14 protein-coding genes are annotated in these 18074 nt (G+C 59.7%); 5 read left to right on the top strand and 9 right to left on the bottom strand.

Going from position 1 to position 18074, the window contains the following annotated elements; genetic code table 11:
• Positions 1-4: 4 nt before the first annotated feature.
• From treS to H585_RS0108825, 5 genes are all read right to left on the bottom strand, one after another.
• On the bottom strand, positions 5-3313 hold the full coding sequence (gene treS / locus H585_RS0108845; RefSeq protein ID WP_027367561.1) for a maltose alpha-D-glucosyltransferase: 3309 nt from the start codon (positions 3311-3313) through the stop codon (positions 5-7).
• Between the two features lie 12 nt (positions 3314-3325).
• Positions 3326-5335, bottom strand: coding sequence for an alpha-1,4-glucan--maltose-1-phosphate maltosyltransferase (locus H585_RS0108840; RefSeq protein ID WP_027367560.1), 2010 nt, complete (start codon positions 5333-5335; stop codon positions 3326-3328).
• Between the two features lie 135 nt (positions 5336-5470).
• Positions 5471-6067, bottom strand: coding sequence for a histidine phosphatase family protein (locus H585_RS0108835; protein ID WP_244432505.1), 597 nt, complete (start codon positions 6065-6067; stop codon positions 5471-5473).
• A gap of 164 nt (positions 6068-6231) precedes the next feature.
• Entirely contained in the window at positions 6232-6531 is a 300-nt protein-coding gene (locus H585_RS0108830; protein ID WP_005983756.1) for a hypothetical protein, read from the bottom strand.
• A gap of 352 nt (positions 6532-6883) precedes the next feature.
• Positions 6884-8785 (bottom strand): FapA family protein, encoded by a 1902-nt coding sequence (locus tag H585_RS0108825; RefSeq protein WP_027367558.1) that lies wholly within the window; start codon positions 8783-8785, stop codon positions 6884-6886.
• Positions 8786-9300: 515 nt separating this feature from the next.
• On the opposite strand from H585_RS0108825, the gene H585_RS0108820 reads away from it, so the two are divergent.
• The 3 genes from H585_RS0108820 to H585_RS0108810 all read left to right on the top strand — a co-directional run bounded on the left by H585_RS0108820 (position 9301) and on the right by H585_RS0108810 (position 12059).
• On the top strand, positions 9301-10419 hold the full coding sequence (locus H585_RS0108820) for a FapA family protein (protein WP_027367557.1): 1119 nt from the start codon (positions 9301-9303) through the stop codon (positions 10417-10419).
• 125 nt (positions 10420-10544) lie between these two features.
• Positions 10545-11297: a motility protein A gene (locus H585_RS0108815; RefSeq protein ID WP_005983750.1), complete on the top strand. Its 753-nt coding sequence runs from the start codon at positions 10545-10547 to the stop codon at positions 11295-11297.
• Positions 11298-12059 carry a flagellar motor protein MotB gene (locus H585_RS0108810; RefSeq protein WP_027367556.1) on the top strand — a complete coding sequence of 254 codons (762 nt, stop codon included), beginning with the start codon at positions 11298-11300 and terminating at the stop codon, positions 12057-12059.
• 8 nt (positions 12060-12067) lie between these two features.
• Here the strand turns inward: H585_RS0108810 and H585_RS0108805 are convergent, their stop codons facing one another.
• The 4 genes from H585_RS0108805 to osmF are packed head-to-tail and all read right to left on the bottom strand — an operon-like array spanning position 12068 to position 15959.
• Positions 12068-12817 carry an ABC transporter permease gene (locus H585_RS0108805; RefSeq protein ID WP_027367555.1) on the bottom strand — a complete coding sequence of 250 codons (750 nt, stop codon included), beginning with the start codon at positions 12815-12817 and terminating at the stop codon, positions 12068-12070.
• A gap of 10 nt (positions 12818-12827) precedes the next feature.
• Positions 12828-13916 carry an ABC transporter ATP-binding protein gene (locus H585_RS0108800; RefSeq protein WP_027367554.1) on the bottom strand — a complete coding sequence of 363 codons (1089 nt, stop codon included), beginning with the start codon at positions 13914-13916 and terminating at the stop codon, positions 12828-12830.
• A complete protein-coding gene (locus tag H585_RS0108795) occupies positions 13913-15163 on the bottom strand; it encodes an ABC transporter permease (protein ID WP_027367553.1) in 1251 nt (416 codons plus the stop codon). Before H585_RS0108795 ends, H585_RS0108800 begins: the two co-directional genes overlap by 4 nt.
• Positions 15111-15959: a glycine betaine ABC transporter substrate-binding protein OsmF gene (osmF, locus tag H585_RS0108790; RefSeq protein WP_272941426.1), complete on the bottom strand. Its 849-nt coding sequence runs from the start codon at positions 15957-15959 to the stop codon at positions 15111-15113. Before osmF ends, H585_RS0108795 begins: the two co-directional genes overlap by 53 nt.
• 254 nt (positions 15960-16213) lie before the next feature.
• Here osmF and H585_RS0108785 point away from each other — a divergent pair, with 254 nt between their 5' ends.
• Together H585_RS0108785 and H585_RS0108780 are read left to right on the top strand one after the other, a co-directional pair.
• Positions 16214-16771, top strand: coding sequence for a chemotaxis protein CheD (locus H585_RS0108785; protein ID WP_027367552.1), 558 nt, complete (start codon positions 16214-16216; stop codon positions 16769-16771).
• Positions 16772-16912: 141 nt separating this feature from the next.
• A complete protein-coding gene (locus tag H585_RS0108780; protein ID WP_027367551.1) occupies positions 16913-18064 on the top strand; it encodes a DNA polymerase IV in 1152 nt (383 codons plus the stop codon).
• The last annotated feature ends 10 nt before the right edge of the window (positions 18065-18074 follow it).

The raw sequence follows: 18074 nt of genomic DNA, 5'->3' as shown, positions 1-18074 counted from the left end.
GGTTTCATTTCCCGCACAGGTACATGATGCCGCGCAGGGGGATTATCAGCCAATCGGGTCGGTTGTTCAGCTCGTAACCCATTTCGTAGACCGCTTTCTCCAGCATGAAAGGTACGAGCATATTCCCGAGCTGCTCCATATCAGACGGAATGAGCGGGCTGCTGCGCATGGCCTCAAGATAGCCGCGCAGGAATCGCCCGCCCATGAACAGATACCACAAGTCAGCCCAGGGCGCGAAGTCCGATTGCTCGTCCCGTTGGATGGACGGGTGATTGAGCAGGGCCGAGTAGGCGGCATAGTGCCAGGAGCGGATCATGCCGCCCACGTCGCGCATGGGTGAGCGCTTGAGGCGGCGCTCGCTGAGCGGCCGGGACGGCTCGCCTTCGAAATCGTAGATGACGAAATCCTTGCCCGTGTAGAGCACCTGCCCCAAATGGTAGTCGCCATGGATGCGGATCTTCTGGGCCTTGATCCTGCGGCTTGTAATGCCGCGCATGCGTTCGATGATGCGTGCTTCGAGAGCCAAAACGGCCTTGGCGTTGCCGCGCACGGCCTCGGGCAGCTGGTCCAGGGTCCGGCGCAGCAGGCGCAGCTCGCCACGAGCCAGGTTCTGCATGGATTGGAACAGGGCCCGCTGGTAGAGCGTTGAAAAGGGCGTGGGCCGCATGCTTTCCGACTGGTCGTCCGAGGCCAGGGCCACATGCATTTGGCCCGTGCGTTTGCCCAGGAGTTCGGCCATCTCCAAACTGGCTCCGGACATGACACCGTCAAGAGGCGCGGGCAGCTGCATTTCGGCCGCCTCCAACAGAGTGGCTGGTGGTGCGGGAGGAATTTTCCTGGCCTCGGGCGCAAGCTCCTGTACCCGTTCGAAATAGCGCATGGCCAGATCCAGGGCGTGTTCCCATGCGTCGCCCTGGTTGGGGATGAATTTTTGCATGAGCCCGAGCACCAGGGTCTCTCCGCCGCGGGTCCTGTACTCGATGGCCCCGGCAAAGGGCGGAATGTGCGCGAATTTGGCTTTATCGGTCAGAAAGCGGGCCATTTCCAGGTCGGGATGGATGCCTTGCTCGGTGCGGCGATAGAGCTTGAGAATGAGCGAACCGCCGAAAAGGACGGATGTGTTGCTCTGTTCCGCGCCGAGCAGCCTGGGCTCCAGGCTCACGTCCTCGCCCGCGAGGACCTGCAGCAGATGGCGGCCTGCGGAAGCCTGCAGCCGGCCTTCGCGCGCGCCCAGCCGTTTGCGGCCAGCCATGAGGTAGAGCAGGTCACACAGGAAGTCGGAGTTGTGCAGGGCCTCGTAGATGGCCCCGCGGCTGTCCGCGAACTCGGCCCAGGCCAGGGTTCCCTTGGGCAGCTCCTGCTCCGCGTCCCCAAGCGCAGCAAAAGACAGGGGCAGAATGTAGATCTCCGGATCGCCTTCCGTATAAACCACCTTCACGAGGAGAATGATGGCCGGATTGCGCACGCTGATGGGAATGCGCTCCAGGATGCGCATTTCGCGCACATGGCGCGCCTTGCCGCCGTACCAGCGCTGTTGACGGATGAACCTGGGCAGGACCGAGCCCTCCAGTTCACGTACTGCCTCGCGGGACTCGAAGAGGCTTTCCCAACCTGCGGCGCGAACCCGAGGCAACTCCGCGGCAGTCCTCTCGGCGGTCGTCGTGCGCGGCGGGTGCAGCCGAAATAGATAGTAGGCGAAGGGCGACAGGGTCAGCACGTACGGCTCCTCGCCGATGTCCCTGAAGCGCACGCGGCTGAAGATGTCCTCGGGCTGAAACCACTTGAAGTCCGGCAGATCGAGCTCGACCATCTGGGCGTGGTGCGAAAGGTTGGCTACCACGAGCACGATTTCGTCTTCCAGCCGGCGAACAAAGGCCAACACTTTCACATTATCCGGCAGCAAAAACTCGATGGAACCCCGGCCGAAGACCTCGAAACGTGTGCGCAGGGAGATGAGCCGGCGCATCCACCACAGGAGCGACGAGCGCCGCACGGTCTGTGTTTCAACATTGAGGGCTTCATAGTGGTATTCGGGGTCGATGACCACCGGCAGGAACAGCTTTTGCGGATTGGCCGTGGAGAATCCCGCATTCTTGTCCGCGCTCCACTGCATGGGCGTGCGCACGCCGTCGCGATCCCCCAGGTAGTAATTGTCGCCCATGCCGATCTCGTCGCCGTAGTAGAGGACCGGCGAGCCAGGCAAAGTCATGAGCAGCACGTTCATGAGCTCGATCTTGCGCCGGTCGTTGCCCAGCAGCGGAGCCAGGCGACGGCGGATGCCCAGATTGATGCGCGCCCGCGGGTCCGTGGCGTAGATGCGGTACATGTAGTCCCGCTCCTCGTCCGTGACCATCTCCAGGGTCAAGTCGTCATGGTTGCGCAGGAACAGCGCCCACTGGCAGCTCGCGGGGATGTGCGGCGTCTGATCCAGAATGTCCAAGACCGGATAGCGGTTCTCCATCTCCAGGGCCATGAACATGCGCGGCATGAGCGGGAAGTGAAAGGCCATGTGGCAGGCGTCACCGTCGCCAAAATAGGATACGGCGTCCTCGGGCCACTGGTTGGCTTGGGCCAGCAGCAGCTTGTCCTTATGGCGCGCATCCACGTGCGCGCGCAACTTTTTGAGAAAACCGTACGTCTCGGGCAGATTCTCGCAGTTGGTGCCCTCGCGTTCGTATAGGTAGGGTACGGCATCCAGGTTCAGGCCGTCCACGCCCAGGTCGAACCAGAAGTCCAGGGCCCTCAGCATGGCCGCGTGAACCTTAGGGTTGTCATAGTTCAGGTCGGGCTGGTGCGCGTAGAAGCGGTGCCAGTAGTAGGCCCTGGCCACGGGGTCCCAACTCCAGTTGGAGTGCTCGAAATCCTGGAAGATGATGCGCGCTTCGCTGTACCTGTCCGGCGTATTGTTCCAGACGTAGAAGTCTCGCGCGGCGCTGCCTGGCTTGGCCTTGCGGGCTCGCTGAAACCATTCATGCTGGTCCGAGGTGTGGTTGAGCACCAGTTCGGTGATGACGCGCATGTCCCGACCATGGGCTTCCTTGAGGAAACGCTTGAAGTCCGCCAGCGTCCCGTAATCCGGATTCACGGCCGTGTAGTCCGCGATGTCGTAGCCGTCGTCCTTGAGCGGCGAAGGATAGAAGGGCAGCAGCCAGATGGCCGTGACGCCCAGGTTTTCCAGATAGTTCAGCCGCGAGATGAGCCCCTTGAAGTCGCCGATACCGTCGCTGTTGCCATCGCAGAAGCTCTTGATGTGCAGCTGGTAGATGACGGCGTCCTTGTACCAGTGAGCGCTCTGGACTTCTTTTTTAGGCATGTGGACTTGTCCTTACATGAAGTAGTCGAAGTCCGTCTCGCTACGCAGCCGCGCCCGCAACGTGAAGATGCGCGCAGGCTGCACGTGCGGGTCGAGCTCGATAAAGTTGCGCTCGCCTTGCCAGATGAACTTGTCCTCGCCCAAAAGGTCGTGCACCAGAAACGGTCTGCCCGGATCGAGGCTGTATTCTTCCAGTGGCAGGTGCAGCCAGGCGGACTGCGTGTGGTGCGGATCAAGATTTACGACGATGAGCAGCGTCTCCCCGAGAGCCTCGTCGCTCTTGGCATAGAACAGGATGAACTCGTTGTCCGCCGGAAGGAAGCGCACGTTCCAGGTGGACTGCAGGGCCGGGTGCTCGCGACGGATAGCGTTCATGCGGGTGATGAACTGCTCCAGCGTGCCGGGTCGCTGCAGGTCCCATTGCCTGATCTCGTACTTTTCCGAATCGAGATATTCCTCGCTGCCCGGCCTGCCGGCCACCTCCACCAATTCGAAAACCGGGCCGTAGATGCCGTAGTTGGAAGACAATGTAGCTGCAAGCACCAAACGGATGATGGAAGCCGGGCGGCCGCCGTACTGGAGGTACTCGGGCAGGATGTCCGGTGTGTTTGGCCAGAAATTGGGCCGGAAGTAGTCTCGTGGCGCGTTGCGCACAAGCTCTTCCATGTATGTGGTCAGCTCGTGCTTGGTGTTGCGCCAGGTGAAGTAGGTATAGGATTGGGTGAAACCGGCTTTGGCCAGCCTGTACATGATCCTGGGTCGGGTGAAAGCTTCGGAAAGGAACAGGGTCTCCGGATAGTTCGCCTTGACCTCGCCTATGCACCATTGCCAGAAGGGCAATGGTTTGGTGTGCGGATTATCCACGCGGAAGATGCGCACGCCCTGACGGCACCAGTAAAGAAACACGTCCCGCAGAGCCTCCCACAGCTTCTCCCAATCCTCGCTTTCAAAGTCCAGAGGATATATGTCCTGGTATTTCTTGGGCGGATTTTCGGCATACTGAATGGTTCCATCAGGCCGGTGTTTGAACCACTGCGGGTGTTCGCGCACCCACGGGTGGTCCGGCGAGCACTGAAAGGCCATGTCCAGGGCGATGTCGATGCCGAGCTCGCGTGCCTTCCCGCGCAGTTGTTGGAAGTCCTCCAGCGAGCCCAGCGACGGGTTGATGGCAGTGTGCCCGCCATCCTTGTTGCCGATGGCCCACGGGCTGCCCGGCTCACCGGGTTCGGACGCGGGGTTGTTGTTCCTGCCCTTGCGGAACGTCTCGCCGATGGGATGGATTGGTGGGAAGTAGAGCACGTCGAAGCCCATGCGCGCGATGCGCGGAAGCCAGGCCTGCACATCCCTGAACGTGCCGTGGCCGCCCGATCCGCCCCGTCCGCCTGAACCGGCCGAGCGCGGGAACAACTCGTACCAGGTACTGAAGCCGGCCTTGGGCGGGTCCACCTGGACGCGCAGCTCCTTGGCATAACGGGTGGCCAGGGCGCGGTCGGCATGGCGGTCCATGATCGTCAGCAGGGCAGGGCTGCGCGCGGTGGTTAGGCCCAGATCCTGGCTTTGGGGTGTTTCCAGCAGGCCGACGTGCTCGCGCAGGAAATCCCTGTACACGCCTTCCGCCCGATCGGCTGCCTCGGCCACAAGTTGAGCACCTGTGGTCAGCTCCACCGTGACGTCCTGGGCGGCGGCGTGTTTCTTTTCCGCCTTCTCCAACCAGCTCCGATATTGGTCGATCCAGGCCACCACGGTGTAAATGTGCGCAGTCAGCTCCAGAATCGGAAATTCGGCGCTCCAACGGTCATTGCCCAGCAGCCGCATGGGCATCTCGGCAAACCCGGAATCTCCGTCCATTTTCCACAGGAGCCTGGCCGAGATGATGTCATGGCTGTCGGCGAAGATGTCGGCAGTGACCTCCACGCTTTCGCCCACAGCGCGTTTAGCCGGGAAGGTTCCCCCGTCTATCCGAGGTGTGACGTTTTCTATGATTACGCGCTGCCGCCCGTTGCCCTTGCTCCGCTGCTCCATGCTGCACCTGTCCAGTTACATTTCCACTTCACACTCAGGCCCGGAAAAAGACTGGCTACAAGTATGCAGCAAAAAAGCCTACTCGCGTCAAGGCAAGTAGGCCAGCTCGGGATGCAGGCAAAGCAGTGGGCAGGGTTAACGCAAAGGTAGGGCGAAAGGGCCGCGGGGCGGAATATTCAGGCCCAGCAAGCGCCAGCCTGAGGCAGCGCGGAGCAGAACATTCACATGGCAGTAATCCTGCTCAAGGCGCATCAGCTGGGCGAGCGGTAGGCCCAGAATGGCGCAAAGGAGTGCTCGGTTGACGCCTCCATGGGCAACCACGAGGTGCCGGCCGCGTAAGTCGGCGATACGCTCCAGGGCAGGCAGAGCTCGCTTCTGCACATCCCGGAAGCTCTCACCGCCCACAGGTCTGTACTCGGCAAAGTCCGCTCCGCGCCGTTCATACTCGCCCGGAAATCTGGCCCGCACCTCATCCGAGGTCAGACCTTCCCAATCCCCAAGACAAATCTCACGCAGCTCGGGCACAGTCGTGATTTCTCGTCCAGCGGCCGTCGGCTTGGCCGTATCCATGGCGCGTGACAGGTCGCTGGCCCAGATTCCGTCCAGATGCGTGTTTGCCAGAGCCTGGGCCAAAGTCTCGGCCTGGAGCCTGCCCACCTTGTCGAGGGGCACATCACGCTGGCCGATGAAGCGCCTGGGAGAATTCTGTATTACCTGGCCGTGACGTGCCAAAATAATCGCAGCATTCGCGGTCAACGACTAGTTCCCTTATTTGGTGTGCACATAGGCATGAAGTGTTCATTGGTTGCAACAAGTGTATCGTTGCATCATCTACTGAAGATGGAAGGGAAGAAGAAAGGCGCGAATTCTCTCCACGCCTTAATATTCAGCAGCGGCTAAGCCACGCTCAGCCGCTCATCCATGAATTCGATAAACTGGTCAGCAAGCATCTTATTAACGCGGTTAATCTCCGAGTACATGACCTCGCAGTCGAGGCCGTGACACTGGCAATACTCCGCCAAGCTGCGTCCGTCTCCGCCCTCGTTCATGGGTACGAACTCTTCTTCGGGATCATTGCGCATGTAGAGAACATAGGCGCCGTTGGGTCGCATCTCGATGGAATATTCCTCGGCGAGATCCGTATAGGAGCCAAGAACGTCTATTATGCCCAAGTACCTTCCTGGAATGATGCTCATATACCGCTGCTCCTCGGCGCTCGTCCTGGGCCGGGGACTCAGTGTCCTCTGGCCGGAGCCGTACGAGCTACCGGATTTATTGACCTACCTGTTCTTCTAGTCAAATCCGGGCTGGTAATCAACGACAATTGTGATGTGAATGGTTGATCTTGGTTGGGGCTTGCCCCTGACGGTCATGGCATTGCTGTTTCCCTGCACAGCCTAGGGTTTGGATCCAAGGCGGACAGCCCGTTTAAAACGGCTGTGGGGTCGGAAAGACTCGTTGGATGTAAAGAACGCAATCATTGGAAGGGTGACCGCGTTTGTCCAATCATAGCGATGTTAAAATAAGCTTAACCTTTACAAAGGCTTGTCAGGAACCTTGATCAATGGCGATGCGCCCTGCTTGCTGGTCATAAAAAATCTTGGCGGATTTTATCGTTTCCTTAACGTGGGAGGTCAACCCGCCAATGGTGATGCTCACACCTGGATAAATGGCTTTTTGGGCCTTGAGCGTGGCTTGCAGGGCCTTGCGGGCCAACAATTGATCGTCCTGGATCTTTCGGTTGACTTCGTCCAGGTTTTCACTCAGGCGAATTAGCGCCCTGATGAGTTCGGCCACTGCCTGACGCTTGCTCTCCGGGGTGCGCTTGAGAATATCTTTAGGCGAGCCGGATCCCAAGGCATTGCTTATCTTGACGATCTGTTCCTTCAGACTCTTGCGTTCGGCCAGTAACTCTTCCCTCTGCTTGACCTGCATGCCGAGCACGATGTGCGTCGCCACCCCAAGTTCAGAGCCGATCTCCTTGGCTTCCACGCCTTTGCTGGAGCGGATGATTCCTCCGACGATGGCACCCTTGTCTCGCAGGCAGGTGACCTTGCCCTCGGCGGTGATGTCGCAGTCCGTAATGACGCCGATGTCCACATCGCCGTCGGAAACGAGCGTGGCGTGCAGGGCGAACTTGGCGAAGATGCTTCCGCTGGCTTTTATCAACCCTTTTTTCCCCATGGCCAGGCCGCCGCGGACCACTACGTCTCCGCCGGCGCTTATGTTCGCGCCTTCCACGACCTGTCCGATGAAGACAGAGCCTGGCGCGGCGACGGAGAATCCTTCAAGGACATTGCCGCTCACCTGGACCGAGCCCTTGTCAATGCGCAGGTTCCCGACGGAATAGTCCAGGTCCTTGTCCACAGTGTACAGATCGGTCACGGACAGTTTGGCCTGGCTGTAGACCACTACACCGGCAGTCGTGGCAAGGTAGGTCTGCCCATCCTCGGCTGCTCTCACGCCCTCGCCGATGCTGAGCTTGAAGGGTTGCCCGTCACGGGCCATCAACTCCTCTCCAAATACGTTGACACCGGGCTTGCCACGGCTGGGAGGGACGATTCGGCCCAGCACCTGTCCTTCTTGTACCGATTCCGCCGCGCCGCGTTCCATGAAGTTAATGCGCCCGTCCTGGAGGACCGCCCCAGAACTTAAGCCTTTGAAGGCGGGCTGGAAGTAACCGTCGGCGCCATCCACAGGTGACCGGCCTTCTGCCATCAGGATATTCTCTTGGGGAGCACCGGACTTGCGTGCTTGAGCCAGGGCTTCTTTGAGGGCATCGATCTTGAGATCGACCTTTACCTTGGCCAAGCGCAAAGCATTCCGTAGGTGTCCGATAGTGGTGGGGTCCCCAAAATAATCCTTAGGATGAACCGTGCCCAGAATCTGCAGGCCATCGCCGGACACGGAAAGGAGCGGAGTGATGGAGAGCACTCCCTGGTCGAGGCGCGCAATGCCGTACCGGGTGGCCGTTATTTCGTGCGTATTTTCATCGAAGTTGATGCCGCTGTCAGCTCCAAGCTTTACTTCGGCTTCAGGCGGCATTTGGATCGGTTCAATGATTTTGCCATCCACCGTAGAGCCCTTGGCTCCTTCTTCCGGCGGGAGAAGGTGGCCGAATACATCGCCTGGGAAAACAGGCAAGGTCGGATCGCCTTTCCATTCAAGGCTCGCCGCGCGTGCGGGACGAGGCTGGATGGCCCTGGCTATGACGATACCCTCATCCGGATACTTGTTTGGCTGTATGGTCAGGATTTGTGCGACGGCGTCGGCATCAAGGGGGATACGCACTCCCGCAGCCTTGGCCCAACTCTCCACGGCGGTTTTGGTAAGCGCCGCACTCGATTGGCGCAGCTGAGGTGTCGGCACCGCGATGGCTTCGGATCCCGATTCGGAGATGACTATGGTCAGTAAAGGATCCTTGTTGGATGCATTGGGGGTCGTCTCCATCAGGCCTCCACAGTCTCAATTAGGATCGAGGGGGGAAGCGGCGTGTCAAACTGACGCCACTAAAAACCAAACACCCGGCGCACAACGATGAGCAGAAGGGTATAATAATCGATTTGCAGCCGTCCGGATCAATGGCCGACGCAAGTGAGCGGCAGTGGCTATAAGTAATCATTTCAGTGCCTTGAAAAAGTTTCAATTGACGCAAGGCTGGTTCTGAAAGATAGATGTACTTTGCTCTCATCCACTGCTTGGAGTACGTATGATAAAGGGATTCCATGCGGATGTCGAAGATAATATACGTAAGGCCGGCCTTGTCGCAAATTTTCGCCAGATCTCTCGAGCGTATAGCCGGTCAGGGCCTATGCTGCGCAATCTTCTGCCAAGACTAAGGGCCATGCGGCTCTTGCAATACAAAGCAAAAGGATTTATTTGCATGGCTATCTGTACCGCACCCAGTCCTTTATCGGTTGTGTGTACCTCTTTCAACATGGCGAGCGCATTGCTACAGCATATTCATGCCATACGTGCTCAAGCATTCTTTTGATCCCGATTTCGATCACCTGCACCTCAAGCCCAAGGATAACGACGGCGAGAGGGTAGACCATTTCAATCTCGGCTATGCCCAGAATGTCAGGAAAGGCCATGTGCTCGCCGAGTGGGAAGAAGTCAGTCCCAGGCAAGCCGCAGCTTTGGACGGCCGGTTCATCTTCAAGGACAAACATTTTCCGGCCGGGGCAAACTGCTTCGTCCACCCCAAGAACCCCGACAAGCTGCTGGCCGCCGCAGACGGCTACGTTTTTTATCTGGACGGCAAGATAACTGTCAAATCCGAACTCAATGTGCGCGGAGGAGTGGACTTCCGAACCGGCAATATAGATTTTGTGGCTGACGTAGTCGTCCATGGCCCGGTGCGCTCCGGCTTTTCCGTTTCAGGTCGAAACGTTCAGGTTAAGGATGTAGTGGAAGCTGCCGAGGTCAAGGCTAGCGGCAATATCGATACCGAGGCTGGCTTCAAGGGCAACGGATCGGGATTGCTGGAGGCTGGAGACAAGATAAAGGTTTCTTTTTGCGAGAACGCGCAGCTCAGGTCTGGCGGCAACATCGTCGTGCGGCATTCCTGTCTGCATTGCTCCATCTATTGTGGCGGCAGCCTGGCCGTGCAGGGAGCGCTCATGGGGGGAGATATATACAGCCGCGGGCTCGTGTACGTGGGAGATGTGCTTGGGGGCGGCTTGGGCGTGGAAACCCGACTCGTGCTTGGCTACGCCCCTAAGCTTTTCCTGGAAGCCGAGCGGCTGGACGAGAATCTCCGCGAAGTTCTGCGTCGGCTTTCGAACCACAGGCCCGGCAAAGGCACAAAGTCGCCCGGCAGGGACGGTAAGTCGGATGACTCCGCAGCCCTAGCTCAGCGATTCAAAACTCTTTTGCAGGCCAAGCGTGAACTCTGGACGAACGTGTGTCCCGTGGAAAGCATTGGCAGTTGCAGGGTTGTGGTTCCTGGAGAGGTGCGGCCCGGTGTTGAAATCAGCATCGGTGAAGCGTTTCTGAGGATTGATCGCACTATGCGCAATGTGGTTTTTTTGCGCAGGGACAAGGATATTGTAATCGCCTCTCCGGCCTTGCAAGGCCGGTAGGCTCAATTTTCATTTCCGCTCCGCATCTATAGCCTCCATTTTGCACGCGTTGTTTTGTTGTAGTTCACGTAATTCTCAGCATGGTTGCTGTTTGTCGAGCACGCTAGAATGAAATCAGGATTGCTATGGATATCGCAACATTACTTGGAATTTTGTCTGGCCTGGGGCTCATCGTCGGCGCCATTGCAATGGGAAGCGGACTTGGCGGCTTCATTGATTTGCCGTCAATCGCCATCGTCGGAGGCGGAACCATGGCTTCAACGCTGGTCATGTTTCCCTGGAATGTCGTGCTGGGTTCCATCAAGGTCGGAATGAAAGCCTTCACGGCCAAGAGTCCGGATGAAGAGCAGCTGATTCAGCAGATCATTAAGCTTGCCGACACCGGCCGCCGCGAGGGCCTGCTGGCCCTGGAGAAAGCCCAGGTGGATAATGATTTCCTGCGCAGGGGAGTGCGGCTTGTGGCCGACGGCTCAGCGCCCAATCTCGTGCGTGCGGTCATGGAAACCGAGATCGATTTCATGAAGCAACGTCACCGCCGCGGCCAATCGGTCTTCAAGGGCATGGGCGCCATGGCTCCGGCGTTCGGCATGATAGGAACTCTGGTCGGATTGGTGCAGATGCTCCAGAACATGGCGGACCCATCCTCCATCGGTTCCGCCATGGCCGTGGCCCTGTTGACCACGTTCTATGGAGCTGTTGCCTCCAACGTCATCTTTCTGCCCATGGCTAAAAAGCTGGAGGAACGCTCCAACGAGGAGGCCTTTTACATGGCCATCATCGTGGATGGGGTCATGGCCATACAGAATGGTGAGAATCCCAGGGTCGTTCAGGAGCGGCTGCAGGCCTTCCTCGCGCCGTCCATGCGGGCGGAGAAGTAGATGGCCAAGCAATTGGACGAGACCCCACCTGTTCCACCGCGACGCACGCAGGAAGAGGCGTCGGAGGAAGGCGCTCCGGGGTGGATGACCACCTTCGCGGACATGATGAGCCTGCTGCTGTGTTTCTTCATCCTGCTGTTGTCGTTTTCGAGCATGGATGTCGCCAAGTACGAGAAGGTGCTGGGCTCTCTCAAGTACGCCTTCGGCGTCCAGCGCACCCCTTCTGATTCCGAGTTCGCCTCGCCTCCAGGAGTCTCGCAGGAGTTGAGCGAGAACTTGTCCGCCGACCAAAAAGACATTCTGGGGCTGGTGCTCGTGCTGCGCAAACTCGTGCACCAAGATGTGGACGTGAAGGACCTAGCGGTGGTTTCTTCGGATCGAAACGGCGCGCTGCTGCGCGTCCAAGCCGGTGCCATGTTCGATCCCGGCTCGGCGGCATTGAAGCCCGAGGCGGTCAAGATTATTGACAAAGCCGTGACCATCCTCAAGGAGCGCAATTTCAGCGTGGTCATTCGCGGCCATACAGACTCCCATATCGTACATAGCGCGCAGTTCCCGTCCAATTGGGAACTCTCGGCGGCCAGGGCCGCAGCCTCGGCAAGACTGGTCATCGAGCGCGGCGCGATCGACACCAATCGCATCAAGGCCATCGGCTATGCCGACTCCAGGCCGCTTGTTCCTAACAGTACCGAGGAAAATAGGGCATTCAACCGCCGGGTCGAGTTCTATTTCCACAAGCCCAACGCCGAGGGTGTCTGGTAGGTCTTCGCTCAGCGGGCGTGCTCGCCCAAGGCGGCTTGCGTAAGCCCCAGCCAGCCGTCAACAACGACAGCCAGCCATCCAACCACGAGCGCGCCCTGGAGCACGAAGGCTGGATTGCGCGTAGCCAGTCCGGCGAGAATCGGTTCACCCAGCCCGCCAGCGCCAATGGTGGCGCCCAGGGTGGCCGTGCCGATGTTGATCACGACCGAGGTGCGCACGCCTGCCATGATCATGGGCATGGCCGTGCGCAGCTCCACCTGCGACAGCGCCTGCCATTGGGTCATGCCCATGCCTCGGGCCGCATCCCGCATGCCTTCGGGAACCCCTTCCAATCCGGTCACTGTATTTCGCAGCACTGGAAACAACCCGTAGACAAAGAGGGCGATGATTGTAGGCTCTGTGCCGAAGCCCACCATTGGAACCGCTAGAGCCAGCACCGCCACGGGCGGAAAGGTCTGGCCCACGGAGGCCAATGCGTCGGCCACGGGCAGAAAGTCCCTTCCGGCAGGCCGAGTGACGGTTATGCCGAGGCAGCATCCCACGGCCACGGCAAGGCCGCTGGACATGAGCACCAGAAAGAGGTGCTCTAGCAGCAGAGACATGAATGGCGATCGGTCGTAGAGCAGGCTTGGCGCGTGCGGGAATATAAAGGTCAGGGGCGTTTCCAGCCAGTGCATATTGCCTGCGAGCAGCAGGAGCGCGCAGCTTGCCAACCCCAGGGGCAGGATACGTGGCGAACGGGTGCGGACTGTGGCCACTGGCGACTCCTCAGGCTTCGAGCAGTATTGGCAGACTTAGTTGACCGAGGAGTCTGCCCTGCTGATCGATGACCGGCAGCGTTTCCACGCCGAAGCGGATGAACGTGCTCAGGGCCTGTTTGAGGGTCAAGTCCGGGGCCAGTGGAAACGAGCGCAGGTCCACGGGAACCAGGGATTCGATGGGGTGTTCAGGATTGCCGTTCTCGGGACGGTTCATCCAACCGAGCAGCTTGCCGCCATTTCCGGTGACCCATAACGACGGCAGCCTGCGGTCGATCCTGAATAGACTGTTGGCCCGCTCGGGCGAATCATTTAATCCCACGGCTGGCGCAGGCTGGATGAAATCGCGCACGAACAACCGAGATAAGCGCTTGAGGCCGCGGTCCGCACCCACGAAGCTGCGTGCGAAACTGTCTGCGGGATGGGCCAGCAGCTCTTCAGGCGTGTCGTGCTGCACCAGGCGGCCCTCGCGCATGAGCGCCATGCGTGAAGCCAAACGCACGGCCTCCTCAATGTCGTGGGTCACAAAGACGATGGTTTTGCGCAGTTCCTGCTGCAGGCGGGCCAACTCGGTTTGCAGATGCTCACGGGTTACCGGGTCCAGAGCGCCGAAGGGCTCGTCCATAAGCAGTATGTCCGGGTTCGCGGCCAGGGCCCGGGCCACTCCCACGCGCTGGGCTTCGCCGCCCGAGAGCTGCCAAGGATACTTGCCTGCGTATTCGTCGGGAGGCAAAGCAAGCAACTCCAGGAGTTCCCATGCCCTCCGCCTGATCCTGGCTTTGTCCCAGTTCAGCAGGCGAGGCACGACTCCAATGTTCTCCTGCACTGTCATGTGCGGGAAAAGTCCCACGCTCTGGATGACGTAGCCCATGCTCCTACGCAGGACTTCTGGCCGCGCCAGGCGCACGTCATGGCCATGCACGAGGATCGTGCCCGAGGATGGCTCGACCAGGCGGTTGATCATGCGCAGAGTTGTGGACTTGCCGCAGCCGCTGGGACCTATGAGGCAGCAGAATTCGCCGCGTTCAATCTCCAGGGAAAGGTCGTCCACGGCCAGGCTGCTGCCGTAACGCTTGCTCACATGCTGCAGGCTGATCATGCCTGTGCTCCCCGGTTGCGTTCGGGCGCCAGTAAGGGAATGGCGACCTGCATGAGCGCGTCGGCGGCCACGGCCAGCAGCACTGTTGGCAACGCGCCCAACAGGACGAGGTCGGTGGCGGCCTGGCCCAGGCCCTGAAAGATGAAGACGCCGAAACCGCCTGCGCCTATGAGTGCGGCCACGGCGGCATTGCCGATGTTCTGCACGAGGGCAATACGGATGCCGCCCAGAATGGCCGGCAAAGCCAGAGGGATCGTGACACCGCGCAGAAGTTGCCACTTACTCATGCCCATGCCCGTGCCCGCATCCACCGCTGCCTGGTCGATACTGGCCAAGCCGGCATAGGTGTTGCGTACCACAGGCAGCAGAGCATACAGCGTCAGGGCGATTATGGCCGGCGCCGCGCCGATGCCCTGTACGCCCAGTTTGCCCAGAGCCGGAAAACGCTCGGCCAGCAGGCTTAGAGGCACCATGAGTAATCCGAACAAGGCCAGGCTGGGGATAGTCTGGGCCACGTTGAGCACCAGGAAGACTCTGGGCGCCAGCAATCGCCTGACGTGCAGGAGCAGGCCCAAGGGAATGCCGACCGTGGCGCTTGCGGCCACTGACAGTCCGGTGATGGTCAGATGGGCGGAAAGCTCTCCCAGGAAGCGACTCTGCCTGGCATAGAACTCCTTGGTTATAGCCAGCGAGTCCAGACCTCCAGCGGCCATGAGCCCCGCCAGGCCGACCAACCAGAGCCAAACGGCCAAGGCTCCGGCGAATTGGCCGACGCGCTTGAATCTGTCCGCGCAGATCGTGCCCAGGCTCACGAGCAGGATCCAGAAGCCCCAACCTAGGGAAACCCTGGTAAAAGGTGTGGCTGCATCCATGATCTGTCGTGCGCCTTGGCCGGCAAGAAAAACGAAGAGCATGACACCCGTCCAGGCCACAGGCAGGGCCAGCTTTCCGACACGGATGAATCTGGCCCGCGCAGGCAGTGCTCCGAAGCTGAGCAGCAGGAGCGTTCCGGACAGCAGGACCAGTCCGGTCAACCCTGCCAGCCCTGAAGGCCCCAATGGATTAAAGACTTCCCAGACGCGCAATCCCTCGCCCGCGGCCAAGCGGTTGGGTCGCAGTACGAGCAACGGGCCGAACAGGAGCGCAAGCCAGCCCAATCCAGCGCTCAGGGCCAGAACTTTGTCCAGGCCGGGCTTAATGGATATAGCCGCGCGAGGAGAGGTATTCCCGAGCCACGCTTTCGGCATCCAGGCCTTCGATGGAGATGCGCGCATTGAGCTCTTGCAGTGTTTTCTGGTCCAGATCGGAAAAAACGGGCGGCAGGATGGCTTCAATGCTCGGATAGCGCTCCAAGGCCTCGCGCCTGACCAGCGGAGCAGGAGCGTACACCGGCTGCACGGACTTGGGATCGGCGAGCACCGTAAGCCCGAGCGCGGCCAGGCCGCCGTCAGTGCCGTAGGCCATGGCTGCATTGACCCCGTCGATGCCCTGGGCCGCTGCCTGCTCGGTTTGGGCCGTGTTGCAGCCCGAGAGAATGAGCATCTGCTCCTTGGATAGACTGAAGCCGTAAGCCTTGGTGAAGGCGGGCAGGGCGTCAGGCCGCTCCACGAATTCGTCGCATGCGGCCAGCTTGACGTTCCCGCCTTGGCTGATATGGCGGGCAAAATCCTCAAGGGTGCGAACTCCCTTGCCGGCCAATTCCTGGCTTACGGCGATGGCCCAGGTGTTGTTGGCCGGTGCGGGCGGCAGCCAGACCAGTTCGTTCTCTGCATCCAGTTCTTTTACAGTGGCGTAAGCTTTGCGTGCGTCTCTCCAGGTGTCAACTGGCGCTTCCGGGAAAAAGATGGCGCCGTTGCCGGTGTACTCGGGATAGAGATCCACCTGGCCGGAGAGGATGGCTTGACGCACGATAGGCGTGCCGCCCAGTTCGGTGCGGTCTTGCACCTCCATGCCGTGGTGGCGGAGCAGGAGCACGATCATCTTGCCTAGCAGGGCTCCTTCGGTGTCGATCTTCGAGCCCACGATCACGGGCTTTTGGGCCATGACAGGTTGCGCTCCTAAACCTGCGAGCACGGCAATAGCAAGCGTCAGGATAATGGTACGGATCACGGCAAACCTCTCTGGCGGTGATTTATACACGATAGCGAGTAAACTGGAATTCGTGAGCCAGGGCAAAGTTTTTTTTCGCAGCAGGTTTCTAACGTATCGTACGAGCTGTGCCCTGCCGCTCACGCTAGGCAAATGAACTTGTCTTACGTGATGTTTTCGGCATAAGTGGGGCGCAAAGCGAGGCGAGCATGCATGTGAACAAGGCCTGGGACACGGCAGGTCCCAGGCAGCTCATGGATAGTGGGGTCAACCATATCCATCTGCTGATAGGCGAGTGTATCGTGTCGGGGCATGATCTGCTCATAAGCACGGTGCTCGGGTCGTGCGTCTCGGCAACCTTCCACCATCCGGCAACGCGCCTGTCCGCCATGTTTCACGCCATGCTGCCCACAGGAGATATGGACTCACGGCAAGTCCTTGCCTGCAAGTACGTGGACGGGGCCGTCAAGCTCATCGCCGATAAGTACACCGCCCGGCGTATTGATCTCAGCAAAGTGCAGGTCAAGCTCTTCGGCGGCGGCTTCACCGTGAGTCGTCGGGAGAAGGAGGTCTTGCGGGACATTGTGGATGTGGGCGGCATGAACGTCGAACAGGCACGGCGCGAGTTGATTCGGCACGGTTTTGCCATCCTGCGTGAAGACGTATTGGGCCTCAAGGGCCGCAAGCTCTATTTCCACACCGCTAGCGGCGCGGCCTGGATGAAGCTTCTGCCCGGCGGCCAGGCGTTTTCCAACTTGGTGAGCTGAGCCCAAGCCTGTTTCCGGCAAGTCATTGACGCGAGGGGCATTCCATGTTGCCCTCGCCCAAGGCCCCCGGCGGATTCCGTCCGAAGCCGGACAAAGCCGTCAACCATCGAAGCGCAGGGCGTACACGTGGCAGAGCAGGTAATGCGCGTCATCATGCATCTGGACATGGATGCCTTCTTCGCCTCCGTGGAGCAGGTAGATAACCCCGAACTCAAGGGCAAGCCGGTCATCATCGGCGGTCAGGAGCGCGGTGTGGTTTCCGCGGCCTCTTATGAAGCGCGCAAGTTTGGAGTGCGCTCCGCCATGCCCTCGGCCACGGCTCGAAGACTCTGCCCCCAGGGAGTCTTCCTCAAGGGCCGCATGCAACGTTATGCCGAAGTTTCCGGGCATATCATGACCGTATTGCGCGACTTGGTCCCGGTGGTGGAGCAGACCTCCGTGGACGAGGCTTACGTGGACGCCAGTGGCACGGAGCGACTCTATGGGCCCCCCGTGGTATTGGCACGGCGCCTCAAGCAGGAGATCCGCCAGGCCACACAACTTACCTGTTCCGTGGGAATAGCGCCCAACAAGTTTCTGGCCAAGATAGCCTCGGAATTGAATAAGCCTGACGGACTTTACGAACTCAGGCCCCAGGACGTGCAAACCTTCCTGCGCGAACTGCCTGTGGAGAAGATCCCCGGAGTGGGCGCCAGTTGTATGAAGGTGCTTGGCAAACTGAACGTCAAAACGGCCGCGGACGTGCTGCGTTTTCCTCGCGAGTTTTGGGTCGAAAAGCTCGGCAAGTGGGGGAGCGTGCTCCATGACCGAGCCCAGGGCATCGACGGGCGGGCTGTTTCCCCGGAGCACGAGACCAAGTCCTCCAGCGCCGAAAACACTTTTTCGAAGGATGTTGACGACTCTGAGATACTGCGCCGCTGGCTATGGCGTCAGTCGGAGCGAGTGGGCCGGGATTTGCGCGAACACGGCTGGTTCGGCCGTACCGTGACGCTTAAGGTCAAATACGCCGACTTCACGCAGCTTACCCGCAGTCGGTCCCTGCATGTGGCCACCAACAGCACGCGTGTCATTCACGAAACGGCCGTGAGCTTGATGGCCGAGATATCTTTTGCCAGAAAGGTCCGGCTCATCGGAGTCGGCGTGTCGAATTTCGATAAAGGCGAGAGCCAGTTCAGTTTGATCGAGAGCCTGGAGCCGCGTCCGGATAAACTTGATCTTACTCTTGACGCCATACGAGACAAATTTGGAGACAAGATCCTAGTGCAGGGCAGAGTCTTCGACCTCAAGAAATAAGCGGAGGATT

It is taken from the genome of Desulfocurvibacter africanus subsp. africanus DSM 2603, assembly GCF_000422545.1.
Classification (GTDB): Bacteria; Desulfobacterota; Desulfovibrionia; order Desulfovibrionales; family Desulfovibrionaceae; genus Desulfocurvibacter; species Desulfocurvibacter africanus.
Note: the sequence above shows the minus strand (reverse complement) of the source record. Positions and strands in the feature narration are given on the sequence as shown.